We start from the raw sequence: 24,802 nt of genomic DNA, 5'->3' as shown, positions 1-24,802 counted from the left end.
TCCGGATCGATACTCGGGAGGCGCTCACCGGATCGCGCCCCGGAAGCGCTCACCGGATCTTGCGCACGTCGCTGATGTCGAACCCGCCCTCGTGGATCTCGGTCTCGAATCGGACGATGTTCTCCGACTCCAGTCGGGAGAGCACGCCGCGGAACTCGCGGACGAACATCGTTCTCGCCCGCTGGGACCCCCCGCTCTCCCACGTGAACTGCAGGGTGCCGCCCGCGGCGTCCATCAGCGCGCCGAACTCGCGGTCGGTGAGCGAGTCGGTGTTCACCAACACGAGGATGAGCCCGCCCCACTCGTAGGCCGCCTTCTTGAGCCCCTTCATCACCATCGCCACGTCGCTCCACTCGGTGTCCTCGTCGACCATCGAGACGAGGTCGGTCACGGAGTCGATACAGACGAGGCTGTCGTCGGCGTGCGCCGAGAGGTAGTCGCCGAACGCGGTGAGCACGTCCTCGTACTCGCCGCGGTCGCCCAGCTCCGTGATCGACGCCGTCTCGTCTTCGTACCAGTCGCGCGGGATGGGACTGAGCTGGAAGTACTCCGGCGAGAGGTCCCGGAAGTCGATCCCGTCGATCGCGGCGTCGACGATCTCGTCGGCCATCGTGTACCCCATCTCGCGGGTGAGCGCGTCGGTATCGGCCGTAAAGGAGAGGTAATGGACCTCCTCCGGGAGCTCGGCGTCGTCGGGGAGGTCGCCGTAGTAGAGATCGAACAGCTCCGCGTCGGCGTGTCCGAGGGCGTTCATCGCCGCGCTGGTGTACAGGAACTCGCGCGCGCCGGCGCCGGACTCGCCCGCGAGCAACACGACGTTCCCCGGCGGCGCCCCGCCCCCGAGGATCGAGTCGAGCCGGGCGACGCCGAACGGAAGACTCGGCATGTCCCGTATGGGGACGCCGCTCCGCTTAGTGTTGTTGCTCGTCAGTCACCCGCGCCCCGCCGTCGGCCGCCTCGACGACCGAGACCGTTCCATCTACCCCCGCCTCGTCGAGGGCGCGCTCGCCGGCGCTCCGGGCGGCCCCCGCGTTCGCGGCGTCCGTGATCCCGTACACGGTCGGCCCCCACGACGACTGCCCGGCGCCGAACACGGCGGCGGACTCCGACAGCGACGCCACCACGTCGCCGACCGGCGGGCGGTAGACGCCGCCCTGCTCGTCGGCGTACCACGCGCCGTTGAGCCGACCGATCTCCGCGACCGCGGCGCCGAAGCGCTCGGCGTTCCCGGTCGCGATCGCGGGGAGCACGCGCCGGGTGACGATCCCGCCGATCCGGTCGGCGAGCCCGGGCTCCGCGCGCTCGACCGCGGTCCGCATCGCGTCGTCCTCGGCGTCGCCGTTTCTCCCCGGGTCGGCGTCCGGCCGGACGATCAGGAACCGCCAGTCGTCCGGGACGGCGTGGCGGGCGGCCACCGGCGGCACGGTCCACTCGCCGTCGGCGGGCCGGTCGGTGGTGAACCGCGCGGTGGGATGGCCGGCGTCGAGCACGAACCCGCCCGCCTCGAAGGTCGCGACGCCGACGCCGGAGCGTCCGCCGCGGCCGAGCGCCGGAGCGTGTTTGCGGACATGGGGTTCTCTCCCGTGGGCCGCCGCGACCGCCGCGAGCGTCGCCGCGGCCAGCTGGGTGCCGCTTCCGAGGCCGGCGTGGCGCGGGAGCGTCTCGCGGACCGTGACATGGGCGCCGTCGACGCCGAGGAGGTCTGTCGCGGTGGTCGCGTACTCGCGAACGTCGTCGAGGGTGGCCGTGTCGGTTGTCGGGGCCTCGACTTCGACGGTGACCGAGTCGGCGAGTTCCGCGTCGACGACGACTCGGGGCTCCGCGAGCCCGAGCCCGAGAGCGCCGTACAGCCGCTGGTGCGAGAGGCTGAGGTTACAGAAGCCGAAGTGGAGCCGCGCCCCGGCGCTCACGCGTGCCATGGATACCTTCGGTTTCGGGGGCGACTGATAAAGGGTGCGTGACTGTGGCGGGCCTTGCCCCGGTATGTGGATCGTGGATTGGGGTATTTCGATCGATACGTTCGTTTATAAGCGGTTGATCACGGATCGATGGTGGTCACTTCCAAAGGGGCAGCCGACGAGGCGGGCGCACGCTCGCTGCGCTCCTCGATCGCTCGCGTTGCTCGCTCTCTGCGGTGCTTACATCGCCTGCGCCCGCCTCGTCGGCTGCCCCTTTGAGTCCCACCCGCACAGCACCGCACCCGCACAGCACCGCAGCCTCACGCCTCCCCAGCCTCGTCGGCGCGGCGCTTTTAAGCGCCGCGCCGACTCCCTCGTGCGGGCGTCGCCGGCGGCTTCGCCGCCGGCTGCCAGAGAGACCGAAGGTCCCTCGCGGTTCGCGCCCTCCGGGCGCTCACCGGCGCACGCCACCGCACCGGATTTATAAGTGATCGCGTCGTCGCTCGGTTCGTCTATCCGCCGTCGAAAACGCCCTGCAGGCTCACTTCTGCCAGTCCGGGTTCGTCCGCGGCGGCGAGAAGATGTCGTAGCCGACGACCGGCTCGTCGCCGTCGTTGCGCGCCGCGTGCGGCTCGCCGCCCGGGATCACGTACGTGTCTCCGGCCTCGACGACGCGCTCGTCGCCGTCGACGACGAAGGTGATCGCCCCCTTGGCGATCGCGCCGACCTGCTCGTGGTGGTGGTCGTGCTCGGGGACCTCGGCGCCGGGATCGATGACGAACCGCTGGATGCTCGTCTCGTCGCCGGCGGCGCCCTGCGTGAGGAACACGCCTTCGATCGCTTCGACTTCCTCCACGTCCGCGTCTGAGAGTACGTCCATGGCGGATCCCGGACTGCGGTCGGCTTAAACCGGGGTGATCGAAGTCGCCCCGAGCGCGGGGGAGGCCGCCGATCGGTTCAGGGGAACGGGTGGTACGTCTTCTCCAGGTCGGGCTCGAACCCCATCGACCGGGGCACGTCGCGGGCGCGGTCGCCGAAGAACGGGTCACCGGTGAAGAGCGGCTGCGCGCCGGGGACGAGCACGCGGACCGCCTCGAAGCCGAGCGTAGCGAGGTCTCGGGTCGTCGTCCGCGCGACGTACGGCTCCAGATCGACCGTCTCGACGCGGTCGACGACGGCGTCAAGCTCGTCGCTACCCGACAGCTCGGGCTCGCCGAGCGATTCGGCGGGGACACTCGCGTCCGGGTCGAAGAAGGCCTTCGTCTCCGCCGGGAAGTCGGCGTGACGACCGATCGCCGCGCCCTGCTCCGCGGCCGCGTCGGGCCCCATCGACCGGAGCTCGGTCCAGTTCTGGAGCGCCTCCGCGAGCGCGCTCCGGGCCGCGGCGGCGGGGTCGAGATCTGCGCCCGAGCCAGCCGCGAAGCGCGGCCAGTCGCCCTCGCGGTGGACGCCGACCGCGACCACGGGCACGTCGACATCGGTCGTGACGAGCAGGGGCGTCACCGACAGCGACTCGGCGCGGGCGCGCTTTGCCAGCTCCGCGAACCCCTCGTCGTCGACCTCGATCCCGAGGGGGTCGGCGGTCGAGTACCAGCTCGTCATCGTCGCGTCGCGCTCAACGACCTCGTAGAGCCCCGACAGCGCCGCATGCGGCCCGGAGTTGCCGAGCCCGAGCCCGGTCGTGATCGCGGACCGATACCGGTTCTCCGGCGGCGGGAAGTGGACGAACTCCGCCGGGAGGCTGGCGTCTTCCCCGCTGCCGAGGTGCTCGCCGGTCACCCACGGGAGCCGGTCGTCGCGGGCGTACGGCTCCGCGCTCTCGGGGCGGACGAACGCGTCGGGTGCCACGGGATTCGGGACGTTCGCGGCCGGCGCGCGCGTGAACGACGCCTCGCGGTACACCCCGGCGGCGTACCGCTCTAACCCCTCGCCGAGCGCCTTCATGAACGCGTCGTCCCAGCCGGCGTCGACGCCGCCGCCGAACTCGGCCGCCCGCGCGTCGGAGAAGGGCGTCGTGTCGGCGACCCGCGCGACGTAGTACGGCACGGGGAACGACTCCTGTTCGCCCACCTCCGAGAGCGGGCCGACCCGGGAATCGACCGCCCGCTCCGCGCGGTCGACCGCGTCCGACAGCGACCGCTCCTCGTGCTCGTGGGGTAGCGCGTCACCCGGGTCGGCGCCACAGTCACAGCCGGGGACCGGGAGGAGGGTCCGCTCGGCGCCCGGCACCTCCGCGACCGTGTCGGCGACCGGGTCGCCCGCGAGCAGTCGGATGACGCGGCGGCCGGCCAACGCGCCCGCGTAGCGCACGGCGGACCGGCGGCCGGCCGGCGCGTCGGCAGCCTCGGCCCCGCCGCTCGCGACGCGTCGCCGGAGACAGTCGTAGCAGGTCTCGTCGAAGACGGTCACCGCGGCGTCGACCGACTCCAGGGGGACGCCGCCGAGCCCGCCGACCTCGATCGCGACCCAGCGGTCGAGGTGCTCGGCAGCGGCCGCGAACGTCTCCGAGCCGGCGGTGTCGACCACGACGGCGAGGTCGAACCCGTCGAGCAGCCCCACCTCGACGGGCATCACGTTCACGTCGACGTCGCCGAGCGCGGCCGAGACGGCTTCGACCGCGGGGCCGTCGCCGACAAGTCCGATGTCCATATCACCCCCGAGGCGAAGGAGCGAAAAAAAGCCGCGGGTGACGGCGTCCGAGGGGGAGGCGTCTGACTTCCGATCGCTGGTCCGCTACGCCAGCATCGCCGCGACTTCGTCGGCGAGCTCGCCGGCGTCGAGGCCCTGGAGGTGTTCGTCGCCGAGCTTGAGCCGGAGGCGGGGGCGGCCGACGTCGATCGGGACCTTCTCGGTGTCGATGACCCCGAGGTCTTCGAGCCGGGTCTTCGTGCGGGAGAACGTCGCCTTCGAGGCGATACCCACGTCCTCGCCCCACTTCGAGATGTCGTAGAGGAGCACGTCGTTCTTCGCGGCGACGATCAGGGAGACGGTCACCTCGTCGAGCCCGCCGTCGTCGCCCCGGGCGGAGTCTATCGCGGCGAGCACACTGTCGAAGTCCTCGCGGGTCGCCTCGCCGATCTCGTCGGCCATCGTCTCCCGAACGCGGCTGATCGCGGGAGTGCGGAGGCCGTACGTCTCGGCGTCCTCGAAGGCGACGCTGTGGGTCTCGAACACCTCGTCGACGAATTCCTCGTCGTCCGAGGCGAGCGCGGCGACGTGGTCGTCGGTGCTCACGAGCACGACGACCCGCGAGGGGGAGACGAACAGCGCGTTGTCGACCGCCTCGTCGAGGACGCGGAGATCGAGCGCGCCGTCGGCGACGAGGTCAGCCGCCTTCGACGCGACGAGGAAGTCTTCCATCACGTCCTTCAGCGTTCGCTCGTCCACGAGCATCGACATCTCCGGCAGGTCGTCGCGACCGATCGCCGCCTCGACCAGCGATACGATCGTCTCCGCGGAGGGATCGACAATGAGCAGCTCTTTGTCGTCCCCCGCGAACGCCGCATCGAGGACATTTTCGACGTCTGCCTCCAGTAAATTCGATACCATCTATCTCTCGGGATAAAAGGTAGTTGTGTATTTAATATTAACGGGATTAGAAAGGTGAAAAACAGCCTTTCAGCGTCCAAAACGGCCGAAAATGGGATATTTGGCGTTTTGTCGATATCCGTCGGGACGAGCCGCCGAGATCGCTCGGCGTGGCTCTACCAGCGAGTCGGGGGATCACCGACGTGACGCAAGGATTAATGCGCGATCGGACGGGGGTTCCTACATGGACCACGAGCACGTCCGGGAGGTCGACCCCGCGGTCGCCGACGCGCTGGCCGGGGAGCGCGACAGGCAGGAGCAGACGCTCGCGATGATCGCCAGCGAGAACCACGTCAGCGAGGCGGTGCTGGAGGCGCAGGGGAGCGTCCTCACGAACAAGTACGCCGAGGGCTACCCGGGCGGGCGGTACTACGCCGGCTGCGAGTACGCCGACGACGTCGAGGAGCTCGCGATCGAACGCGCGAAGGAGCTGTGGGGCGCCGACCACGTCAACGTCCAGCCTCACTCCGGGACGCAGGCGAACCAGGCCGTCTACTACTCCGTCCTGGAGCCCGGCGACAAGATCCTCTCGCTCGATCTGAACCACGGTGGCCACCTCTCGCACGGCCACCCCGCGAACTTCACCGGGCAGATCTACGAGGTCGAGCAGTACGAGGTCGACGCCGACACCGGCTACATCGACTACGAGGGACTCCGCGAGGCCGCCGAGGAGTTCGAGCCCGACATCGTCGTCTCCGGCTACTCCGCGTACCCGCGCACGGTCGACTGGGAGGAGATCCAGGCGGCCGCCGACGCCGTCGACGCCTACCACCTCGCCGACATCGCCCACATCACCGGGCTCGTCGCCGCCGGCGTCCACCCCTCGCCGGTCGGCGTCGCCGACTTCGTCACCGGCTCCACGCACAAGACGATCCGCGCCGGTCGCGGCGGGATCGTGATGTGTGACGAGCAGTTCGCCGACGACGTCGATAAGGCGGTGTTCCCCGGCGGGCAGGGCGGCCCCCTCATGCACAACATCGCCGGCAAGGCGGTCGGGTTCAAGGAGGCGCTCGACCCCTCGTTCGACGAGTACGCGCGGAACGTGGTCGACAACGCCGAGGTGCTCGCCGAGACGCTGCAGGACCACGGCTTCTCGCTCGTCTCCGGGGGCACCGACAACCACCTCGTGTTAGTCGACCTCCGCGACTCGCACCCGGACCTGCCCGGCGGCGACGCCGCGGACGCCCTCGCGGCCGCGAACATCGTCCTCAACGGGAACACGGTCCCCGGCGAGACCCGCTCGCCGTTCAACCCCTCGGGGATCCGCGCGGGCACCGCCGGGCTCACCACCCGCGGCTTCGACGCGGACGCGATCCGGGAGGTCGGCGACCTCATTCACCGCGTCGTCGACAACGTCGACAGCGACGACGTGATCTACGAGGTCGGCGAGCGCGTCGTCGAGCTCTGCGAGGAGCACCCGCTGTACGAGTGATCGGGACCGATCGGCGGACCGAGACCGCCGGGCCGAATCCGTACGTACAAAGTAGGGGGGGCCCCGACGGGTCGACATGGCCGACTCGTCGTTCCTCGCAACACGCCTCGACCGCGACGCCGTCCCCCTCGCGATCGGGGACCTGATCGCGCTGATCGTCCTGTTGACGGTCGGCACGCTCAACCACGTCACCGTGGAGTTCCTGTCCGCGAACCCCCTGTACCTGCTCGGCGTGTACGCGCCCTTCCTGATCGGGTGGGCCCTCGTCGCGCCCCTGATCGGCGCGTACTCGGCCGGCGCCGTCGAGACCGCGAAGTCGTCGGTCCCGCTCGTGATCCGGTCGTGGATCCCGGCTGCGGTCGTCGGCCTCGCGCTCCGGCACTTCGTCTTCCGCGGGAGCGCCGCCCTGACGTTTGCCGTGGTCATGCTCGTCCTCGGATCGATCGCGCTCGGCGGCTGGCGCGCGCTGTACTTCAAGCTCCGGTAGGCGGTCGCGTTCGCGTCCGAACCACCGTTTTTGCGGTTTCGATCGTTTCAGTCACTCTCACTCTTGCTCTTACCCTCTCCCCCTCTCTCCCCTTCCACGGTCCCAAACGCGATCTGACTTGGCGTCGAATACGTCGTCATAACTTATGAGATCATTTAGCGTGATCACTTCAGGTGTCACGACGAACCCTGAGAAAAATTTAATAGCGATTTTGCGGTAGTACTACCCGGACCATGACTGGGTACTACGACTACGTTCTCGGGCTCATTCCGGCAGCGTTGATCGGTGTGACCGCCGCCTTGAATCTGATCGGGCTGTCGCTGACGGCGGCGCTTCCCGGGGGCGCACTCGTCGCGGGGGCCGTCATGGCCCACGCGATATTCGTCAAGGCCCCAGTCACGGACGAGCCGCGCGCCCGGATCGACCGCGCCGCGGAGCGCTCTGGCGGTCGATCGCGTGTCGGGCGGTCGCGGACCGGCGGCGCCGACTGACGGGATAGCCTCGTCGCACCGACCGCGAACCGGTGATCGACCGTTCCGGTTCCCTGTACGGTTTAGTCCCTCGCGCCCGACCGGGACGGTATGACCGACGCCCTGTTCCTGACGAGCGCCGAGGTCGACGACCTCGCCGAGCCGGCCGACTACGTCGCGGTCGTCCGCGACGCCTACCGCCAGATCGGCGAGGGCGCGCCCGCGGAGCCGCGGACGAAGCTGCTCAACCGCGACCCGCCGGGGATGTTTACCACCTACGCCGCGGTGCTGCCCGAGACGGGCGCGATGGGCGGCTACTCCTACTCCGCCGGCTTCGGCGCGGGCGACGCGTGGTTCATGACCCCGCTGTTCGATGCCGAATCGGGCGAGGCGCTCGCGCTGCTCGACGGCGCCTCGATGAACCCGTTTAAAACGGGTGCCGCGGGAGCAACCGCGGTCGACGCGCTCGCCCGCGCGGATGTCACCGAGATCGCCGTGATCGGGAGCGGCGCGCAGGCCCGCGGCCAGCTCGCGACGACCGCGACGGTGCGCGACTTCGAGGCCGTCCGGGTGTTCTCCCCGACCGCCGAGAACCGCGAGGCGTTCGCCGCGGAGTTCGACGACCGGCTCGATGCCGACGTGTCGGCGGTCGCGAGCGCGAGCGCGGCGCTTGAGGGCGCCGACGTGGTCATCACCGCGACCACCGCGAGCGACCCCGTGATCGACGACGCGGACGTCGAGCCCGGCACCCACGTCACCGCGATGGGGCAGTACCACCCGGAGAAGAACGAGCTGCCGCCGGAACTCGTCGCGCGAGCGACGTACGTCCCCGACCTCCGGGCGCGCGCCACGCAGGACGCCGGGTCGTTCCTCGCAGCGGTCGAGGCCGGGTTGATCGACGAGGACCACGTCGCCGCCGATCTGGGTGAGGTCGTCGCCGGGGAGCATCCGGGTCGGACGAGCGACGACGAGGTGACCGTGTTCGACTCCGGCGGGACGGGGATCGAGACGGTCGCGGCTGCGTATATGCTTTATAAACGGGCGAGCGAGAAAGGACGGGGACAGACGATCGACTTCGCGCCCGCGAGCGAGGCGCTTACTGGGGAGTGAACTACTGGCAGCGTCGCCTCAGTGAACTTGTGATAGTTCTGGTCACCCGCTTATAAGTCGTCGACGGCTAACTGGCCGTGAACACCTCCAAAGCCCCAGTCGCGACGACTCGCGCGCTTTGCTGTCGTTCGAGACGCCTTCGGCGTCTCGTGATGACGAAACGGCTTCGCCGTTTCGAACCACGCTCCTCGCTCGGTCGCTACGCTCCCTCGCTGCGGTGCTTGCTGCAGCGTGCTTCGTCCTCGCGACTGGGGCTTTGAGTCCCACCCGCCCGCACAGCACCGCAGCCTCACACCTCCCCAGCCTCGTCAGTCGTCCTCCGCCTCGCTCCGGACGACTGACTCCCTCGCGCCGTCGGATCGCGGCCCTGCGGGCCGCTCGCCGAGACGCGCCACCGCACAGTTCATTTATAAATAGACATTGCGCCGCTTCCGTTTCTCACTGCAGCCGGTACCGCAGAATCGCGGCGATCCCGCCGAGGTTCGAGAGCTGCTGGCCGGGGTCGAACTCCGAGGAGAAGACGACCACGTCGCCGCCCTGCTGTTCGACCGACTCGATCACCTCGTTGACGTCGATCGACCAGTCGCCCTCGTTCTGCCGCTCTTTCCGGAGGCGGTCGTCGACCACGAGGAGGGTCTCGATCGCGCCGAACTCGGCGGCCTCGGCCACGTCCTCGGGACCGTACGTCGCCTTCGCGCCCTGCGCGATCTCGGCGGTGAGGTCGTCGATGAGCGTCGCCTCCTTGGAGATCCGGGTCTCCTTCTGCACCTCGTCGACCGCGCCGCGCTTGAGCACCTCGTGGACGCCGCGGTCGCCCGCGGCCGAGGTGTCGACGGTCGTAATTTGGTCGGCTAGATCGCGGTGCTCCTCCTTGATGTAGTCGAGCGCGTCCTGCTTCGTGAACCCCGGGCCGGCCAAAATGACGGCGTCGGCGTCGAGATGCGCGAGCGCCTCGCCCAGCTCGGCGAACAGCTCCTCACGGGGGCGGGAGAAGTCGCCCTTCCCGGTCGGCTTCGTGAACGAGGCGTACTCCTCGGTGCCGTACTGCTGGACTGTGTGGACGTAGGCGGCCCCCTCCTCGACGGTCGCGATGGCGACGTCGGGGTTCTCGGCGGCCTCCGTCGCCTCCTCCAGCCGCTCGGTCTGGTCCGGTTTGAAGTGCTTTTCAACGGTTATCTCGTCGTGTTCCTCGACGTTGAGCGTGTGGTGGGCGTTGAGTTGGTCCTCCCGCGAGCAGCCGACGATCACGCCCGACACGCGGAGCCGGTTGGCGAACCGGGCGAACTCCACTTCGTCGACCTGCAGCGTGACGAACAGGTGCTCGCGCTGGCCGCCGGTGTCCCGCATCTGGTCGTCGTTCCGCTGGATCCGACGGGTGGTGTCGCCCTCGACGAGGTCCCCCGGTTCGAGGACGTGCGCGAGGTGCCAGAGGTCGTCGACGTTCTCGGGGACGAGGGTGAGCCGCTCCCGGCCCTCCTCGCCGTATCCCCGGTCGGTGATGCGCATACCGGAACGTCGCCCCGGCCGCGTATCAACGCTTGTCTTTCGGATCGGCGATATCGACGTTCCACTCGAACTCGCCGGGGGCGGCGCGGGCGTCGCCCCCGCCACGCTCGGTCGACCCCTCGTCGGGCGCGTACCAGTCGAACCCGCCGTCGGCCCCGACCGGGTCCCCGGTCCGGTGGGACGCGGAGCCGTCAGCGCGCGCGTCTCCGGCTACCGTCCCGCGGGGGCTCACCCCGACGAGCGGGACGGTCCGTCCCGTCTGTACCGCCGGTGGCACCTCCGGAGTCGGCGGCCGTGCGAGGTCGGTCGACCGATCGACGCGGACCGCTTCCGCCGCGGCCGGATCGGTCGCCTCGTCCTCCTCGCCGGCGTCGACGACCTCCAGCGTCGCCGCCGCACCCCGCCCGTACAGCCCGTACGCGGCCACTCGCACGACGAAGACGAACGCGGCGCCGACCACGAACGGGACGAACGGCCCCGCCAGCGCGTAGCCGGCGCCCAGCGTCGCGGCCGCCACGACCCACGCGGTGGCGTACGCGCCGGACCCGGCGACGCCGGCGACCCGGCGCGGCCGGAGGCCGTCTCGGAGGCGGCCGGAGGCGGCGAACGCCGCGACCGCCGCCGGCCTGACGTACGCGAACGCGAGGAGGTACGTCGCCGTGACCACCCCGACGACCCCGCCCGAGACGGCGACGACGGCGGTTACGCCCCCGTCGCCGAGGGCTGCTCGGACCGCGTCAGCGACGGGAGCGGGATCGACGAGATCGCCACCGAGAGCGCCGGCAGCGACCGCCGCCAGCGCGAGTCCCACCGCGAGCGGCGCGAGAAGGACGGCGGTCACGAGCGCGGACTTGAGACCGTCTCGGTACAGTTCGTTCCACGCGACGAACGGAGGCGCGCCGGCGGCGTTCGCCGTCTCGACCCCGGCGGCGAGGACGCGGACGAAGTAACCGCGGGCGACGAACGCGGGCGCGAGCGCCAGCGGCGCGAGCAGGACGAGCGGAGGGAAAAGCAGCGCGGTGCCGACCCAGACCGGAGTGACGACCCACGTCAGCAGCGTCAGGAGCCCGCCGACGAGGAGGATCCCGACCCCGTCGGTCGAGCGCGTCAGCGCGGTCACCGTCCCCCGGAGCATACCGGATCCTGTCACGCGACACTGATAAAGGGTGCCCGAAACCGACGACTCGTCCGCGGACTACGGACCGGTTTCGGCCGACCGATCGCCTATCGGGAACCGTCCCGAGAGTTTATATAATTTCGTGGAGTACTACGAGCCGGCCGCGCGGGACAATCGTGTGCCTCTGACAGAACCGATCCCGGCCGTCGATCGCGACGGCCTTCCCCCGTCCGCGGCTTTTGAACTGGGCGGTTTCTCACGCGCCGAGCGGCCGCGCCGCCCGGACGCCGGTACCGATTTATCTCGCCCGAACGTGGGTCGCGTATGACCGGCGACGAGCAGACGACCGAGGTGGAGCCGGAGCTCCGCAGCTACGGGATCAGCGTCGAGGCCGTCGACGGCGGCGACCCGCTGGAGCTCACGTACATGACGGCGTTTCCCGGCCGCGAAGTGCACCACGGCGAGATCGGGCGCGCGCTCAACGCGCTCATCGACCGCGCCGAGGCGGACGCGTGGGAGCCCGTCCGGGTCGAGGGAACCGTTGTCCGCTCGCCGGGCGACGTGCTCGGGACGTGGCACGCGGAGGCGACGTGGTTCGAGGAGCTGATCGCCTACGAGATCAGCGAGACCGAGTTCTCGTCTCGCGTGCTGGACACGCTGACGCACGGGGATGAACCCGCTGAGACCGACGGTTCCGACGCTGCGGGAGAGCCAGCCGAAGCCGGAGACGAAGCGTGACCCGCAGAGACCCGGTGAACCGCGCGCAGCGGCGGCTCGGCCGCCCGCTGCGCGAGCGGTTCGCCACCCGCGAGCTCGCGTTCGACGCCGGCGGCGACACCTGCCGCGGCACCCTCTATCTGCCGGGCGGCGACGGCGAGGACCCGCCCGTCGTCGTGATGGCGCCGGGGCTCGGCGCGGAGCGGAGCTTCGGCTACCCGGCGGTCGCGGAGCGGTTCGCCGACGCCGGCTACGCGGCGTTCCTCTTCGATTACCGCGGGTTCGGGGAGTCGGACGGCGACTCACAGCTCGTCGATCCCGAGGGCCAACGCGCGGACTACGCGGCCGCGATCGACCGCGTCCAGCGAGTCGACGCGGTCGGCCGCGATCTGGTGCTGTGGGGCGCGTCGCTGTCGGCGGCGCACGTCCTCACGCTCGCGGCGGAGCGACGCGACCCCGACGCCGTGATCGCCGCGGTCCCGATGCTCGACGGGCGAGGAATCGCCCGCCGACGCGGCGCGAAGTACCTCGCGCGCTCCGGGATCGCGGGCGTCCGCGACCTGTTCGGCCACCGGTTCGGCCGCGGACGGACCGTCCCGATCGTCGGCACCACCGAGGAACTCGCCGCGATCACGGAGCCGGGAACGAAGCGGAAGTACCTCGACCTGGTCGACCGCGAGTCGACGTGGCGCAACGAGACGCCCGCCCGGTCGCTGCTGCGGGTGGCGAGCTACCGCCCGGTCGAGCGCCTCAGCGATATCCGGGCGCCGACCCTGCTCTTGGCGGGGACTGACGACGCCATCGTCGACAGCGACGCGGTGGTCTCCGCGGCCGATCGGCTCTCGCGCGGCACCGTCGTCACCATGCCCGCGGACCACTTCTCTCCCTTCGGCGAGGACTTCGAGCCCGCGATTGGTCACCAGCTCTCGTTCCTGCGGGACGCGCTCGAGTGAGGCCACCGTCCCTCTCGCCGCCCGCGACGCAGTTTGTTTTTAAGTGACCACGCCCCGGACGCTCCGGTATGACCGCCATCGCACTGCTGAGCGTCGCGCCGGTGATCGAGGAGAGCATGTCGGGCGAAGTCGCGAAGGCCGTCGCCGCGCTCGACGAGTTCGACGTGAGCTACGAGACGAACCCGATGGGAACCGTGATCGAGGCCGACGACGCCGAGACGCTGTTCGCGGCGGCCGCGGCCGCCCACGACGCCGTCGACGGCGACCGCGTCTCCACCGTCTTGAAAATCGACGACAAACGCACGGAGGAGACGACCGCCGACCGCAAGGTCGAGGCCGTCGAGGAGCATCTCGGTCGGGAGGCGAGGAGGGAGCGCTGACCGGACGGGGGTGTCGGTGCCGCGTCTCGGTGTCGTCGTCGCGTTTTAAACGGCCTCGACCCCGACCGACCCGCCCGCGGCCGCGTCGCCGGCGGGGTTCTCGACCGTCAGGTCGACGGTCGTCGTGCGTACGACGGTCGCTTCGTCGCCGCCGCCGGCGACGTCTGCGCGGAACACTACGTCAAGCGTCGTCGTCGCCGTCTCGCCCCCGGACAAGTCGACCGCGGAGAGCGTCTCGCTCGTCACCGCGTCGCCGCGGGCGGTCGCGTCGGCGCGCTCGAATCGCGCGGTGAGGCCGCCGTCGACCGCGTCGAAGTCGGGCGGAGCGTCGGACTGCTCGTCGTCGGATCCGTCGACCGATGCGACATCGCCGGGCGTTTCCCCGGGATCGTCCGCCGTGAAGGTCTCCCGGTACACCTCGTCGACGCCGGCGTCGCTCCCCACGGCGAGCGAGAGCGTCACGCGCTCGACGCCCTCGGAGAAGTCGGTCCACGACACGTCCACGGTCGGCGAGAGGTAGACAGACTCGATCCGTCCGTCGTTGCTGATGACGGTCGGGGCGTCGCCCGCCTCGAATGCGGCGGGATCGCCGTCGACCGCGGCCGCCGGTCGGCTGGACGCGAGGAGGGCGCCGGTCCCGGCGATGGCAGCGCCCGCGACGGCGGCGACACCGCCGAGGACCGATCGTCTGGTGACCGCTTCGGACGAACCGCCGATCCGCGAGTGGTCGCTCATCTCGACGCGGAGTGGCCGCGGTATTGCTGATAAGGGGTCGGGGGAAGGAGAGGGAATTGTCGGCGAGACGCTACCCCTTGATGTTGCAGACGGGGAACGTCCGCGCGACTTTGTCGCCGATTCCCAGCTCGTCGCTGACGCGGATCACCTCGTCGATGTCCTTGTAGACGCCGGGGGCCTCCTCCGCGATGGTGGCGCCGGACTGCGCTTTCACGTAGATCTGCTGGCCGTCTTCGAGGTCGTCTTGCACGTCGCCGCCCCAGAACTCCTGTTTCGCCTGCGTCCGGCTCATCAGCCGGCCGGCACCGTGGGCGGTGGAGCCGAACGACACCGACATCGACTCGTCGCCGCCGCGGAGCACATACGACCCGGCGCCCATGCTGCCGGGGATGATCACGGGCTGGCCGACGCCGCGGTACACCTCAGGCACGTCCTCGTGGCCCGCGGGGAACGCGCGCGTCGCGCCCTTGCGGTGGACGTACAGCTCGCGGTCCGCGCGCTCGACCGCCTCGTCGCCGACCGCGGGCAATCCGTCCGCGTCGACGCCGACCTCGTGGGTCTCCTTCTTGGCGATGTTGTGCGCCACGTCGTACAGCAACTCCATCCCGAGGTCCTCGATCGGGTCGGCGTCGAACACCTCTCCGAACGTCTCGCGGGTCTGATGGGTGATCAGCTGGCGGTTCACCCACGCGAAGTTGATGCACGCGCCCATCGCGCCGTAGTACTCCTCGGCCAGCTCCGAGCCGGCGGGCGCGGCCGCGAGCTCCTTGTCGGGGAGCTCGTCGAGCAGGTCCCCGTGCTCCTGCTCGATCCGCCGGAGGTAGTCGTTACACGTCTGGTGGCCGAGCCCGCGGCTCCCGCAGTGGATCAGGACGACGATACCGTCCTCTTCGAGGCCGTACTCGTCGGCGACCTCCTCGCGGAACACGTCGGTGACGCGCTGGACCTCCAGGAAGTGGTTCCCGGAGCCGAGCGAGCCCATCTGGTTGCGCCCGCGGTCCATCGCCTTCTGGGAGACGTACTCCGGGCGCGCGTCGGGTCGTCGCCCCTCGTCCTCGCAGCGGGCGAGGTCGCTCTCGATCCCGTACCCCTCCTCGACGGCCCACTCGACGCCGCGTTCGAGAGCGCCCTCGATCGCGTCGGCGTCGCCGCCGATGACGCCGCCCCCGCCGAGCCCGGAGGGGACTGCCTCGAAGAGCGCGTCGACGAGCTCCGACTCGCGGCCGCGCACGTCGTCGTAGGTGAGATTAGTTTTCACCATTCTGACGCCGCAGTTTATGTCATAGCCGACCGCTCCGGGGGAGATACAGCCTGTTCGGGCGTCGATCGCGCCGACGCCGCCGACCGGGAACCCATAGCCTTGATGACCGTCGGGCATACAGAGTGCGGGCTCGACGATGCCGGGCAGGTGCGTGGCGTTCTTTAGCTGCCGGAGCGAGTCGTCCTCGCCGATCTCCTCCAGCAGAGTCTCGCTGGCGAGCACCCGCGCGGGGACGTTCATGCCGCCCTCGCGGGGGATCTCCCACACGTGCTCGCGCACCTTCTCCAGTCGGATCCCGTCGAACTCGCGCGTGGTCATACCCGGCGTTCGTCGCGGGGGGAGAAGGGCGTTGCGTCAGCGGGCGCGGGTGCGGCGGTGTCCCGCGGTCCCGCCGTTCGTCGTCCGCCAGCGACCGTCACACGTCGAAGACGACGTACGCGTACCACTCGTCGTCCCGCCGTTCGAGGGCCATCTCGGAGTACGTGACCGCCTTGATCTCCCGGGCCGCGACGGCGTCGAGGGAGACGCCGCGGGCCGACGCCTCGGCGGTCCACGTCGCGTCGTCGTCGCTCGACCCGGAGTCGTCGGCGCCGTCCGGACCGGCGATCGCGCACCGGTGGCCGGCCGGAAGGACGAGCCGCACGTCGCGCTCGTAGACCAGCCGGTCGAGGTAGTCGAACAGCAGCGCCTCGCGGCTCTCGGCGGTCTCGGTGAACTCGAATCGCTCGCCGCTCTCGGGGACCGTCTCGCAGCTCGCGGCGGTGAGCCCGTCAGCGACGGCCTCGAACAGCGCCGCGAGGGTCGGCGCGGTCGCCTCGACCGCGATGTCGGCCGTGTGTTCGCGGAGGGCGTAGCTCATCCGTCGTCCCCGCGGTCGGCGGGGGAGACCCGCTCGCTCCCCTCCCCGCCGGTGTCGTCGTTCGGACGCTTCGCGGCGTCGGACATCGAGGAGTGGTACGAGCCGATCCGCTTGCCGTGGCCGGTGTCGCGAACCTCTGCCGGCGACACGCCGTCGGCCTCGGTCGCGGCGCGTTCGAGGGCGACGCCGCTCGTCACCAGCGCCCGGATCCCCTCCTCGACAGTCAGGTCGACCTCGACGATCCGGCGCTCAGGAACGAACAGGACGTGTCCACCCATCACCGGGTTCGGGGCCATCGGCATGAACAGCGTCCGCATCTCGCCGCTCTCGGCCGGAGCGGCGACGGTGTCCGGAGTCTCGCTCGTGACGAACGCGAGCGTGTAGCTCCCCTCTGTCGGGAACTCGACGAGGACCACCTCTTGGAAGTTCCCGCCGTCCGACTCCAGCATGGCGTCGCTCATCTGTCGGAACCCCTCGTACACGGAGCCGACGCCCGGGATCTGCTCGATCGCGTAGTCCGCGTAGTCGACCGCGAGCTGGCCGTACCGCGTCGACTCGACGGCGACGCCGATGAGGAGGATCGACCCGACGAACACGATCGGCGTGGCGATCTCGATGGCGATCTCGCGGCCGATCGGGAGCGTCTCCGGCGGTAACACCGGGAGGATCGCCGTGGAAAAGGCGTTCAGGTAGTCGTAGATCGCGTTGAACACGATCCCCAGCACCGCGAGCGTGATGACGGAGGGCACGATGACGGCGACGCCGGTCAGAAGCGCTCGTCTGAGACGTCCGCGGTCCGGTGGCGACTCGGCGGCCATTATCGGAGCCACGACCGACCCGACCAAAACGCTTCCGTCGTCGCGAGCGAGGTCGACGCACGCCCTCCCGGTCGCGTCTCGCCGCTCCGGCTCTCGGCTCGCGTCCTCGCCGACTTCCGGCCGCAACCCTCCCCGGTGGCGGTGGAGTTATATTCCGTTGGCGTGTTAGCTTTCTGCAGTGAGCGTCAACGTGGAAAAGCGGACGGAACCGCCCGGCGAGGCCGACCACGCCACGAGAGCGTGGGAGCTCAAAGAGCGGATCCGGTCCGATGAGGGCGTCCTCCGACAGCGACGAGGGTTCTTCGTCGACGCCTATCGTCGCTCCACGACGCACCTGCTCGTCGAGAACGACGAGATCGTCGCGTTCGCTTCCGTACGACGCGACGGCTACGTCCTCTTTCTCGCCGTCCACCCCGATCACCGCGGGCGCGGCCACGCCGAGCGTCTCATCGCGGACGTGGCCGCGGACCACCGATCGGTCACCTGCCACGCCCGCACGACCAACACCGGGGCGCTCGGCTTCTACGAACACCTCGGCTTCGAAGTCGTCCGCCGGATCGACGACTACTACGAGGACGGCGGGGACGCCTACTACCTCAAGCTCGGCGGCGAGTCGCTCCGCGAGCGGCTCTCCGGCTTTGTCGGTCGCTGAGGTTCCGAACTCCCCCGCCGAATCGACACCCATTAGCACGCGCCGCGAGGAGACGCGGGCATGACCGACGCCACCCCCGCGTCGCTCGCGGAGCGCGTCCGCGACGGCGAGATCCGCTTCCACGAGCTCGAAGAGCACGCCGACGCCGACGTCGCCGCGGCGGCCCGCCGGCGACTCGTCGGCGAGCACGCCGACGCGGACGTCGACGTTCTGGGCGAGTACGCGTTCGACGCGGCCGACGCCCACGGGTCGAACATCGAGAACATGGTCGGCGCGGTGCAGGTGCCGATGGGCGTCGCCGGTCCCGTCGCGGTCGACGGCGGCGCGCTCTCGGGCGAGCGCTACCTCCCGATGGCGACCACGGAGGGCGCGCTGGTCGCCTCGATCAACCGCGGCTGCTCCGTCGTCAACGACGCCGGCGGGGCGACCGCGCGGGTGACGAAGAGCGGGATGACCCGCGCGCCCGTCTTCCGCGTCGCCGACGTGGCCGAGGCGGAGGCGCTCGTCTCGTGGGTCCGGGACAACGAGGAGACGCTGCGGGAGGCCGCCGAGTCGACGACGAGCCACGGCGAACTGCTCGACGTGACCCCGTACGTGGTCGGTAACAACGTCTATCTCCGGTTCCGCTACGATACGAAGGACGCGATGGGGATGAACATGGTCACCATCGCGACCCGCGAGGCCTGCGACGCGATCGAGGCCGAGACCGACGCGTCGCTCGTCGCGCTCTCGGGGAACCTCTGTTCGGACAAGAAGCCGGCCGCGATCAACGCGATCGAGGGGCGCGGCCGCTCCGTGAGCGCCGACGTGGAGATCCCCCGCGAGGTCGTCGAAGACCGGCTCCACACGACGCCCGAGTCGATCGCCGAGATCAACACCCGGAAGAACCTCGTCGGCTCCGCGAAGGCGGGCGGGCTCGGCTTCAACGCCCACGTCGCCAACGCGGTCGCGGCGATGTTCCTCGCGACCGGGCAGGACGAGGCGCAGGTGGTCGAGGGGGCGAACGCGATCACGACCGCGGAGGCGACGCCGGAGGGTGACCTGTACCTCTCCGTGTCGCTCGCGAGCCTCGAAGTCGGCACCGTCGGCGGTGGGACGAAGCTCCCGACGCAGGCCGCGGGGCTCGACATCCTCGGCGTCCGCGGCGGCGGCGACCCGGCCGGGAGCAACGGGGACGCGCTCGCGGAGGCGATCGCGGTGGGCGCGCTCGCGGGCGAACTCTCACTGCTCGCGGCGCTCGGATCCAGACACCTCTCCTCGGCGCACGCGGACCTCGGGCGGTAGGCCGGAAAAGGGTCGATCCAAGCCGTCAGTCAGAGCCCCGATCAGTCCGACCACGCCGCGCAGTCCTCGCGCAGCGCGTCGCGACCGGCGTCGGTGACCCGAAAGACCTCTTCGCCGGTCACTCGCTCGACGAGCCCCGCCGCGTCGAGCGCGTCCAGCCGGGACTCGACGTGGTCGACGTACAGCCCCGTGTTGCTCGCGACGAACGCCGGGTAGTCGGTCCCGACGTCGTCGAGGTACGCCAGCACCCGCTCGTCGGTGCGGGTGAGCGAGACGCTCGGGCGGTCCGACTCGCCGCCCTCGGGCGGCGGGTCCCTCTCCGAGCCGGGAGCCGGTGCGTCTGACGCGGGCATCGTGTCTGTGTTAATAGTTACCAATATTAAGAGTATTCCGGTCGTTCTCGCTCGCTGGGAGGCGCCGGAGAAAGCAGCCGAGGACGCGGTTCCGACCGACTCAGTCGTCCGCACCCGCCGACTCGCCGTCGGGCGCCGAGGCCCCGGACGACGAGTCCGGGAGCATCGGCGTACCGTCTGCGCGCGGGCCGAGCCGCGGGCCGTGCGGGCCGTCGTCGGGGTCGATCCGGCGGCGGGTACGGTAATCGGTCGAGCGCTCGACCGGGGTCCGACCGATCGCCGTGATCATGTCGACGTAGTCGTCGAACGAGCGGAATTCGCCGTAGTCGCCGCCGGCGCGCTTGGTGATCTCCTCCGAGAGGATGGTGCCCATGAAGTCGTCGGCGCCGCAGTTGAGCAGCTTCAGGCCGTGCGCGTCGCCCGACTTCACCCACGAGGCCTGCACGTGGTCGACGTTATCTAAGAAGAGGCGCGCGACCGCGACCACCAGCTCGTCCTCGTCGCGAGAGGGGCCGGAGTCGACGACGCCGTGGCGGTGGAGAGGTGTGTTCTGGTGAATAAAGGAAAGCGGGACAAACTCCGTGATCCCGCCGGTTCGGTCCTGCAGGTCGCGGATCACTCCCAGATGTTCGGCGCGGTGGGCGACCGTCTCGACGTGGCCGTACATCATCGTCGACGTAGTGTCGAGGCCGGCGGCCATCGCGCCCTCCATCGCCGCCACCCAGTCATCGGTGCGGATCTTCCCGGGGCAGATCACGTCGCGGACCTCGTCGACGAGGATCTCCGCGGCGGTACCGGGCGCGGAGTCGAGCCCCGCGGCCGCCAGCTCGCGGTAGACAGCCTCGTACTCCCACTCCGTGCCGCGGGCGGCGTGGTACGCCTCCTCGGGCGTCATCGAGTGGACGTGGATCCCGCCGACCGACATCGCCTCGATCTGGTCGACGTAGGTGCCGGGATCGGTGGCGTACGCCGACGGCGGCTTGTAGTTCACCGCGCTCTCCGGATCGTCGTACGACCGGAGGATCTCGTGGTGCTCCTCGTTCAGCGCCAAGGCCGGATGGAGCCCCGACACCGAGCACACCTCGTAGACGCCCATGTCGAGGGCGTCTTCGACGATCGCTCGCGATTCTGCGGGCGTCTTCGTGAACCCTGCGTGGTCGGCGTCGCTGTCGGCCTCGAAGGCGTGCGCGGAGTCCTTGAAGTTGCAGAACAGGCAGCCCGTGTTGCAGGCGGTCGTGACGTTGTTGTTGAGGTTGGCGACGAACGTGACCTCGTCGCCGACCGCCTCGCGGCGCCGGCGGTCGGCGAGTTCGAGGACCCGCTCTTTGCGGACCGGGTCGATCCCCTCGGTGTCCGTGCCGGTCGCGAGCAGTTCGGTCGCGTCGTCGACCGAGAGGCGGGTTCCGTCGCGGGCCTTCGCGAGCGCGTTCTCGAACGACTGGTCGGTCGACGGCTCGGCGAAGCCGAAGTCGTCGCCGAGGTCGGCGGCGTCGCGGTCTGTCGCGTCGGGGTCCCGCGCCGGATTCATCGCGTGTGTCTCTCCGTCCCACGGATAAAAACGGGACGGTCACGGCACCGAGGTGGTTACGGAACCGAGGCAGTCACGGCGCCGTGACGGTCACGACACGGGCGCCGGCGCTCAGACGACGAGGTACTGCTCGAGCTGCTGCCGGTCGCCGATCGCATCGTCGCCGATCTCGTCGACGATCGTCCCGTGATCGATCGCGTAACACCGCTCCGATAACCCCTGAATCACCGAGAGGTTCTGCTCGACGAAGAGGATCGTCGTCCCGAACTCCTCGTTGATCCGCTTGAGGTCCGCCGTGATCGACTGGACGATCGACGGCTGGACGCCCTCGGAGGGTTCGTCGACTAACAGGAGGTCCGGATCCCCGACGAGCGCTCGCCCGATCGCGAGCATCTGCTGTTGGCCGCCGCTCATGGTGCCCGCGTCCTGATCGGCGCGCTCCTCGAGGATCGGGAAGTATTCGTACACCTGATCGTAGCGCGTCTCCTCGTCGTCGCCGATCCCCTCGCCGATCTGGAGGTTCTGTTCGACGGTCAGCCCGGGGAACACGTCTCGGCCCTGCGGGACGTACCCGATACCTCGGCGGGCGTGCACGTCCGCGGACTCGTGGGTGAGGTCGTCGCCGTTGAACCGGACGCTTCCGGACTCCGGGTCGAGCAGCCCCATGATCGCCTTCAACAGGGTCGTTTTCCCCACACCGTTCCGACCCACGATACCGACGATCTCGCCGTCGTCGACGGTGAAATCGATGTCCTTGAGGATCGGTGTCCCGTCGTAGCCGGCGTGTAGCCCGGTTATCTCCAGCGTCACGCGTTCTCACCCAAGTAGATCCGGCGAACGTCCTCATCCGCTTCGATCTCCTCGATCGGGCCCTGTCGGAAGATCTTCCCCTGGTTCAACACGGTGACCTGCTCGGAGATACGACGGACGAACTCCATGTCGTGTTCCACCACGACGAAGGTCATCCCGTCGTCGTGTAACGAGCGGATGAGGTCCGCGACGTCGTCGGTCTCGTCGACGGACATGCCGGCGACGGGCTCGTCGAGCAGCATGAGCTTCGGTTCGAGCGTCACCGCCATCCCGATTTCGAGCCGCTGTTTCTCCCCGTGAGACAGCTCGCTCGCTCCCGTCTCGGCCTTCTCCGCGAGCGCGATCCGATCGAGCGTCTCGGCCAGCACCCGCTCCACGTCGCGGTCGGTTCGCTGGAGCGGCACCCGGAGGTTCTCCTCGACGGTGAGGTTCTCGTAGACGTGCGGCGACTGGAACTTGACACTGATCCCGGTGTCGATCCGCTTGTGGGTGTCGAGCCCGGTGAGATCCTCGCCGTCGAAGTAGATGTCTCCGTCGCTCGGGTCGAGCTGTCCGGTGATCAGCTCGAGCAGCGTGCTCTTGCCCGCGCCGTTGGGGCCGATGAGACAGCGGATCTCTCCCTCGGCGACCGAGAAGTCGACGCTGTCGACCGCGGTCAGCCCGCCGAAGTTCTTGGTGAGCTGCTTGGTCGCGAGCATCGTGCTCCTCCCGCCGCCGGTCGCGGCGACCGCCGGCTTCTGTCTGACGTTGATGTCTTCTGGTGCGCTCATTCGGGTGACTCCTCCGTGGTGGTCGTCGACTGTGACCGCTCGGTGCGTCTCGTCCGCAGCTCGTCGACGAGGTCGTCGAGCGTCGGGACGACCCCGGCGGGCAGATAGAGGATGACTCCCAACAGGAGCCCGCCGACGATCACCAGCGCCCACTCGGAGCCGATCGGTCCGATACCGCTCGACAGCCCGGTTCGCATGCGCTCTATCGCGAGCGTCGCGCCGATCGCGCCCAGCAGCGACTCGCGACCGCCGACGCTCACCCAGACGACCGGAAGCGCGGCGAAGGCGATCCCGAAGACGCTCGGGTCGATGTAGTTGCCCCAGCTGGCGTAGAAGACGCCGCCGACCGCGGCCAGCGCGCCGCCGATCGTGAAGACGACGAGCTTCACGAAGGGGACGTTGTAGCCGAACGTCGCGGTCCGAGCTTCGTCCTCGCGCACGGCGACCATCGTCATTCCGAAGCTGCTGTTGAGCAGGACGCGGAGCCCGAGGTACGTCGCGAGCAGCGTGAACAGGAGGGCGTAGTAGAACAGGTTGCCCTCCAGCACCAGCCCGGTCTCACCCAGCCCCAGCGTCAGGCTCGGGATGTTCGTCATACCGTTGAACCCGCCGAGCTGTGCCTCGCCGACGGCCCACTCGCTGCCGGCCGTCTGCGCCATGAACGTGTTTAACACCAGCGCCACGACGAGCGTCATGATCGTCACGTAGGTGTCGCGGACGCCGCCGTAGAACATGAAGTATCCCAGCAGCGCCGCCGCGAGCGTTCCCGCGACGACGGCGCCGACGGTCGCCGCGACGACGCCCGTCGCCGACGAGAGGTTGATCCCGATCACGCCGAACGCGTAGGCGGCGACGCCGAAGAACGCCACCTGACCGAAGCTCAGCACGCCGGCGTAGCCCCAGATGAAACAGAGGCTCAACGCGAGGAACGCGAGCGCGAGGTAGCGCGAACTCTGGATGACCGTGTACGGGTCGGTCGTCTGCGGGTACGCGATCAGCGCCGCGACCGCGACCGCGAATCCGACCCAGAAGACGGCCGAACCGCCGATCGTGTTCGGCCCTTCGAGCCGGTCCCGGAGGCGACCGAGGAGCGACCCGGAGCCGGCATCGAGACGGTCGCTCATTCCTCGGCCCTCCGGCGCTGCCGCCAGTCCTTGACGTAGCCCGTTATCCCGTCAGGCAGCGCGCGTAGCGCGACGATCGCGACGAGCAACAGCAGCATCTGCCCGACGAACGTGCCGAAGAAGAAGCTCCCAGTCGCGTTAAAGACGCTGAGGACCCCCGCTGCCGACAGCGTCCCGACGATCACGGACGGGCCGCCGACGACGACGGCGACGAACGACTCGACGAGGAACGTGCTCCCGCGATTCGGCGTGATGGAGCCGAGCGCGGGCGCGTAGAGCGCCCCTGTAAACCCGGCGAGGCCGGATCCGATGGCGAACGTCGCCATGTACATCCGATCCGTGTCGATCCCCATCGCGCGGGCGGTCTCGGGGTCCTCGATCGTGGCCCGCGCTTTGATTCCGAACTCCGTGCGGGTGAACACCGCGTAGAGCCCGGCGAGGACGAGCAGCGCGACGGCGGGGAGGAAGATGCTACGGTAGATCGACGACGAGAACGGCCCGTAGTCGACGTTACCCAACGGAGTCGAGATACTGTCGAGGCTGGACCCGAAGACGATCAGCAGGAGCTGGGAGACGACGAGCGCCAGTCCCCACGTCGCGACCATCGAGTCCAGCAGTCGGTCGTAGAACCGACGAACGATCGTCCGCTCGACGACGACGCCGAAGAGCGTCGAAGCGACGACGCCGCCGACCATCGCGATCGGCAGCGGCACTCCCGCGTGGTACGGAAGCGCGGTGCCGTACACCCCGATCAGGATGAACTCGCCGTGTGCGAGGTTGATGACGCCCATCATTCCGAAGATAATCGCCAGCCCCACCGTCGCGAGGACGATGAAGCCGAAGCTGTTCAGGAACTGGAACAGCAGCGCCATCAGGCTGTACGCCGAGAACGTCAGCGGTGTCATCGATGCCTCGATCACGGTGTTACCCCTCCTCGGCGGGCGATCGGA

General features: G+C 69.6%; 26 protein-coding genes. 9 read left to right on the top strand and 17 right to left on the bottom strand.

The features are described 5' to 3' along the window. Window positions 1-49 precede the first annotated feature (49 nt). The 5 genes from ACP96_RS07135 to tbsP all read right to left on the bottom strand — a co-directional run bounded on the left by ACP96_RS07135 (window position 50) and on the right by tbsP (window position 5,447). Window positions 50-886, bottom strand: a complete 837-nt coding sequence (locus tag ACP96_RS07135; RefSeq protein WP_050032806.1) for an RAD55 family ATPase — start codon at window positions 884-886, stop codon at window positions 50-52. Between the two features lie 25 nt (window positions 887-911). Next, complete coding sequence (locus ACP96_RS07130; RefSeq protein ID WP_050032805.1) at window positions 912-1,919, bottom strand: beta-ribofuranosylaminobenzene 5'-phosphate synthase family protein; 1,008 nt, start codon at window positions 1,917-1,919, stop codon at window positions 912-914. Window positions 1,920-2,439: 520 nt separating this feature from the next. Continuing rightward, window positions 2,440-2,778, bottom strand: coding sequence for a cupin domain-containing protein (locus ACP96_RS07125; RefSeq protein ID WP_050027179.1), 339 nt, complete (start codon window positions 2,776-2,778; stop codon window positions 2,440-2,442). 77 nt (window positions 2,779-2,855) lie between these two features. Further along, window positions 2,856-4,547, bottom strand: coding sequence for a YcaO-like family protein (locus ACP96_RS07120; RefSeq protein WP_050032804.1), 1,692 nt, complete (start codon window positions 4,545-4,547; stop codon window positions 2,856-2,858). Window positions 4,548-4,631: 84 nt separating this feature from the next. Beyond that, window positions 4,632-5,447, bottom strand: coding sequence for a transcriptional regulator TbsP (tbsP, locus tag ACP96_RS07115; protein WP_050026904.1), 816 nt, complete (start codon window positions 5,445-5,447; stop codon window positions 4,632-4,634). 223 nt (window positions 5,448-5,670) lie between these two features. Here tbsP and glyA point away from each other — a divergent pair, with 223 nt between their 5' ends. From glyA to ACP96_RS07095, 4 genes are all read left to right on the top strand, one after another. Next, a complete protein-coding gene (glyA, locus tag ACP96_RS07110) occupies window positions 5,671-6,918 on the top strand; it encodes a serine hydroxymethyltransferase (protein WP_050026901.1) in 1,248 nt (415 codons plus the stop codon). Window positions 6,919-6,994: 76 nt separating this feature from the next. Continuing rightward, window positions 6,995-7,405 (top strand): DUF3054 domain-containing protein, encoded by a 411-nt coding sequence (locus tag ACP96_RS07105; RefSeq protein ID WP_050026899.1) that lies wholly within the window; start codon window positions 6,995-6,997, stop codon window positions 7,403-7,405. 233 nt (window positions 7,406-7,638) lie between these two features. Next, window positions 7,639-7,896 (top strand): hypothetical protein, encoded by a 258-nt coding sequence (locus tag ACP96_RS07100; protein ID WP_050032803.1) that lies wholly within the window; start codon window positions 7,639-7,641, stop codon window positions 7,894-7,896. Between the two features lie 90 nt (window positions 7,897-7,986). Beyond that, window positions 7,987-8,985 carry an ornithine cyclodeaminase family protein gene (locus tag ACP96_RS07095; RefSeq protein WP_050032802.1) on the top strand — a complete coding sequence of 333 codons (999 nt, stop codon included), beginning with the start codon at window positions 7,987-7,989 and terminating at the stop codon, window positions 8,983-8,985. A gap of 438 nt (window positions 8,986-9,423) precedes the next feature. Here ACP96_RS07095 and ACP96_RS07090 read toward each other — a convergent pair whose 3' ends face one another. Together ACP96_RS07090 and ACP96_RS07085 are read right to left on the bottom strand one after the other, a co-directional pair. Next, window positions 9,424-10,491, bottom strand: coding sequence for an mRNA surveillance protein pelota (locus ACP96_RS07090; protein ID WP_050032801.1), 1,068 nt, complete (start codon window positions 10,489-10,491; stop codon window positions 9,424-9,426). Window positions 10,492-10,516: 25 nt separating this feature from the next. Further along, window positions 10,517-11,626: a DUF4013 domain-containing protein gene (locus ACP96_RS07085; RefSeq protein WP_050032800.1), complete on the bottom strand. Its 1,110-nt coding sequence runs from the start codon at window positions 11,624-11,626 to the stop codon at window positions 10,517-10,519. A 306-nt stretch (window positions 11,627-11,932) separates the two neighbouring features. Here ACP96_RS07085 and ACP96_RS07080 point away from each other — a divergent pair, with 306 nt between their 5' ends. The 3 genes from ACP96_RS07080 (at window position 11,933) to ACP96_RS07070 (ending at window position 13,658) form a co-directional block, all read left to right on the top strand. Further along, on the top strand, window positions 11,933-12,346 hold the full coding sequence (locus ACP96_RS07080) for a hypothetical protein (protein ID WP_050032799.1): 414 nt from the start codon (window positions 11,933-11,935) through the stop codon (window positions 12,344-12,346). Beyond that, complete coding sequence (locus ACP96_RS07075) at window positions 12,343-13,278, top strand: alpha/beta hydrolase (RefSeq protein WP_050032798.1); 936 nt, start codon at window positions 12,343-12,345, stop codon at window positions 13,276-13,278. The genes ACP96_RS07080 and ACP96_RS07075 overlap by 4 nt, the downstream gene beginning before the upstream one ends. A gap of 68 nt (window positions 13,279-13,346) precedes the next feature. Further along, window positions 13,347-13,658, top strand: coding sequence for an MTH1187 family thiamine-binding protein (locus ACP96_RS07070; protein WP_050024834.1), 312 nt, complete (start codon window positions 13,347-13,349; stop codon window positions 13,656-13,658). Between the two features lie 45 nt (window positions 13,659-13,703). Here the strand turns inward: ACP96_RS07070 and ACP96_RS07065 are convergent, their stop codons facing one another. From ACP96_RS07065 to ACP96_RS07050, 4 genes are all read right to left on the bottom strand, one after another. Beyond that, entirely contained in the window at window positions 13,704-14,393 is a 690-nt protein-coding gene (locus ACP96_RS07065) for a hypothetical protein (RefSeq protein ID WP_050024831.1), read from the bottom strand. A gap of 70 nt (window positions 14,394-14,463) precedes the next feature. After that, window positions 14,464-15,972: an RtcB family protein gene (locus ACP96_RS07060; RefSeq protein WP_050032797.1), complete on the bottom strand. Its 1,509-nt coding sequence runs from the start codon at window positions 15,970-15,972 to the stop codon at window positions 14,464-14,466. Between the two features lie 97 nt (window positions 15,973-16,069). Next, a complete protein-coding gene (locus ACP96_RS07055; protein ID WP_050032796.1) occupies window positions 16,070-16,513 on the bottom strand; it encodes an archease in 444 nt (147 codons plus the stop codon). Next, entirely contained in the window at window positions 16,510-17,331 is an 822-nt protein-coding gene (locus ACP96_RS07050) for a DUF502 domain-containing protein (protein ID WP_050032822.1), read from the bottom strand. Before ACP96_RS07050 ends, ACP96_RS07055 begins: the two co-directional genes overlap by 4 nt. Window positions 17,332-17,509: 178 nt before the next feature. Between ACP96_RS07050 and ACP96_RS07045 the strand changes: the two genes are divergently transcribed. Then, window positions 17,510-17,983 (top strand): GNAT family N-acetyltransferase, encoded by a 474-nt coding sequence (locus ACP96_RS07045; protein WP_050032795.1) that lies wholly within the window; start codon window positions 17,510-17,512, stop codon window positions 17,981-17,983. A 60-nt stretch (window positions 17,984-18,043) separates the two neighbouring features. Next, window positions 18,044-19,267, top strand: a complete 1,224-nt coding sequence (gene hmgA, locus ACP96_RS07040; RefSeq protein ID WP_050032794.1) for a hydroxymethylglutaryl-CoA reductase (NADPH) — start codon at window positions 18,044-18,046, stop codon at window positions 19,265-19,267. 41 nt (window positions 19,268-19,308) lie between these two features. On the opposite strand, the gene ACP96_RS07035 is transcribed toward hmgA, so the two are convergent. The 6 genes from ACP96_RS07035 to urtB form a co-directional block, all read right to left on the bottom strand. Then, on the bottom strand, window positions 19,309-19,620 hold the full coding sequence (locus tag ACP96_RS07035; RefSeq protein WP_050032793.1) for a DUF2250 domain-containing protein: 312 nt from the start codon (window positions 19,618-19,620) through the stop codon (window positions 19,309-19,311). Window positions 19,621-19,720: 100 nt separating this feature from the next. After that, window positions 19,721-21,148: a 7,8-didemethyl-8-hydroxy-5-deazariboflavin synthase subunit CofH gene (cofH, locus tag ACP96_RS07030; protein WP_050032792.1), complete on the bottom strand. Its 1,428-nt coding sequence runs from the start codon at window positions 21,146-21,148 to the stop codon at window positions 19,721-19,723. Window positions 21,149-21,259: 111 nt separating this feature from the next. Further along, the gene (locus ACP96_RS07025; protein ID WP_050032791.1) at window positions 21,260-21,958 is read right to left on the bottom strand and encodes an ABC transporter ATP-binding protein; all 699 of its coding nucleotides are present in this window, start codon (window positions 21,956-21,958) and stop codon (window positions 21,260-21,262) included. Next, window positions 21,955-22,728, bottom strand: coding sequence for an ABC transporter ATP-binding protein (locus ACP96_RS07020; RefSeq protein ID WP_050024824.1), 774 nt, complete (start codon window positions 22,726-22,728; stop codon window positions 21,955-21,957). The genes ACP96_RS07025 and ACP96_RS07020 overlap by 4 nt, the downstream gene beginning before the upstream one ends. Then, on the bottom strand, window positions 22,725-23,852 hold the full coding sequence (locus ACP96_RS07015; RefSeq protein WP_050032790.1) for an ABC transporter permease subunit: 1,128 nt from the start codon (window positions 23,850-23,852) through the stop codon (window positions 22,725-22,727). Before ACP96_RS07015 ends, ACP96_RS07020 begins: the two co-directional genes overlap by 4 nt. Beyond that, on the bottom strand, window positions 23,849-24,757 hold the full coding sequence (urtB, locus tag ACP96_RS07010) for an urea ABC transporter, permease protein UrtB (protein ID WP_050032821.1): 909 nt from the start codon (window positions 24,755-24,757) through the stop codon (window positions 23,849-23,851). The genes ACP96_RS07015 and urtB overlap by 4 nt, the downstream gene beginning before the upstream one ends. Window positions 24,758-24,802 lie beyond the last annotated feature (45 nt).

This window comes from Halorubrum halophilum (assembly GCF_000739595.1).
Classification (GTDB): Archaea; Halobacteriota; Halobacteria; order Halobacteriales; family Haloferacaceae; genus Halorubrum; species Halorubrum halophilum.
The sequence above is the reverse complement of the archived record's forward strand: the minus strand, read 5'-3'. Positions and strand labels throughout refer to the sequence as shown.

Excerpts from the sequence above, each read along its gene's own strand:
- ACP96_RS07135 (WP_050032806.1), bottom strand. The coding sequence starts at position 886 with ATGCCGAGTCTTCCGTTCGGCGTCGCCCGGCTCGACTCGATCCTCGGG.
- ACP96_RS07130 (WP_050032805.1), bottom strand. The coding sequence starts at position 1,919 with ATGGCACGCGTGAGCGCCGGGGCGCGGCTCCACTTCGGCTTCTGTAAC.
- ACP96_RS07125 (WP_050027179.1), bottom strand. The coding sequence starts at position 2,778 with ATGGACGTACTCTCAGACGCGGACGTGGAGGAAGTCGAAGCGATCGAA.
- ACP96_RS07120 (WP_050032804.1), bottom strand. The coding sequence starts at position 4,547 with ATGGACATCGGACTTGTCGGCGACGGCCCCGCGGTCGAAGCCGTCTCG.
- tbsP (WP_050026904.1), bottom strand. The coding sequence starts at position 5,447 with ATGGTATCGAATTTACTGGAGGCAGACGTCGAAAATGTCCTCGATGCG.
- glyA (WP_050026901.1), top strand. The coding sequence starts at position 5,671 with ATGGACCACGAGCACGTCCGGGAGGTCGACCCCGCGGTCGCCGACGCG.
- ACP96_RS07105 (WP_050026899.1), top strand. The coding sequence starts at position 6,995 with ATGGCCGACTCGTCGTTCCTCGCAACACGCCTCGACCGCGACGCCGTC.
- ACP96_RS07100 (WP_050032803.1), top strand. The coding sequence starts at position 7,639 with ATGACTGGGTACTACGACTACGTTCTCGGGCTCATTCCGGCAGCGTTG.
- ACP96_RS07095 (WP_050032802.1), top strand. The coding sequence starts at position 7,987 with ATGACCGACGCCCTGTTCCTGACGAGCGCCGAGGTCGACGACCTCGCC.
- ACP96_RS07090 (WP_050032801.1), bottom strand. The coding sequence starts at position 10,491 with ATGCGCATCACCGACCGGGGATACGGCGAGGAGGGCCGGGAGCGGCTC.
- ACP96_RS07085 (WP_050032800.1), bottom strand. The coding sequence starts at position 11,626 with ATGCTCCGGGGGACGGTGACCGCGCTGACGCGCTCGACCGACGGGGTC.
- ACP96_RS07080 (WP_050032799.1), top strand. The coding sequence starts at position 11,933 with ATGACCGGCGACGAGCAGACGACCGAGGTGGAGCCGGAGCTCCGCAGC.
- ACP96_RS07070 (WP_050024834.1), top strand. The coding sequence starts at position 13,347 with ATGACCGCCATCGCACTGCTGAGCGTCGCGCCGGTGATCGAGGAGAGC.
- ACP96_RS07065 (WP_050024831.1), bottom strand. The coding sequence starts at position 14,393 with ATGAGCGACCACTCGCGGATCGGCGGTTCGTCCGAAGCGGTCACCAGA.
- ACP96_RS07060 (WP_050032797.1), bottom strand. The coding sequence starts at position 15,972 with ATGACCACGCGCGAGTTCGACGGGATCCGACTGGAGAAGGTGCGCGAG.
- ACP96_RS07055 (WP_050032796.1), bottom strand. The coding sequence starts at position 16,513 with ATGAGCTACGCCCTCCGCGAACACACGGCCGACATCGCGGTCGAGGCG.
- ACP96_RS07050 (WP_050032822.1), bottom strand. The coding sequence starts at position 17,331 with ATGGCCGCCGAGTCGCCACCGGACCGCGGACGTCTCAGACGAGCGCTT.
- hmgA (WP_050032794.1), top strand. The coding sequence starts at position 18,044 with ATGACCGACGCCACCCCCGCGTCGCTCGCGGAGCGCGTCCGCGACGGC.
- ACP96_RS07035 (WP_050032793.1), bottom strand. The coding sequence starts at position 19,620 with ATGCCCGCGTCAGACGCACCGGCTCCCGGCTCGGAGAGGGACCCGCCG.
- cofH (WP_050032792.1), bottom strand. The coding sequence starts at position 21,148 with ATGAATCCGGCGCGGGACCCCGACGCGACAGACCGCGACGCCGCCGAC.
- ACP96_RS07020 (WP_050024824.1), bottom strand. The coding sequence starts at position 22,728 with ATGAGCGCACCAGAAGACATCAACGTCAGACAGAAGCCGGCGGTCGCC.
- ACP96_RS07015 (WP_050032790.1), bottom strand. The coding sequence starts at position 23,852 with ATGAGCGACCGTCTCGATGCCGGCTCCGGGTCGCTCCTCGGTCGCCTC.
- urtB (WP_050032821.1), bottom strand. The coding sequence starts at position 24,757 with ATGACACCGCTGACGTTCTCGGCGTACAGCCTGATGGCGCTGCTGTTC.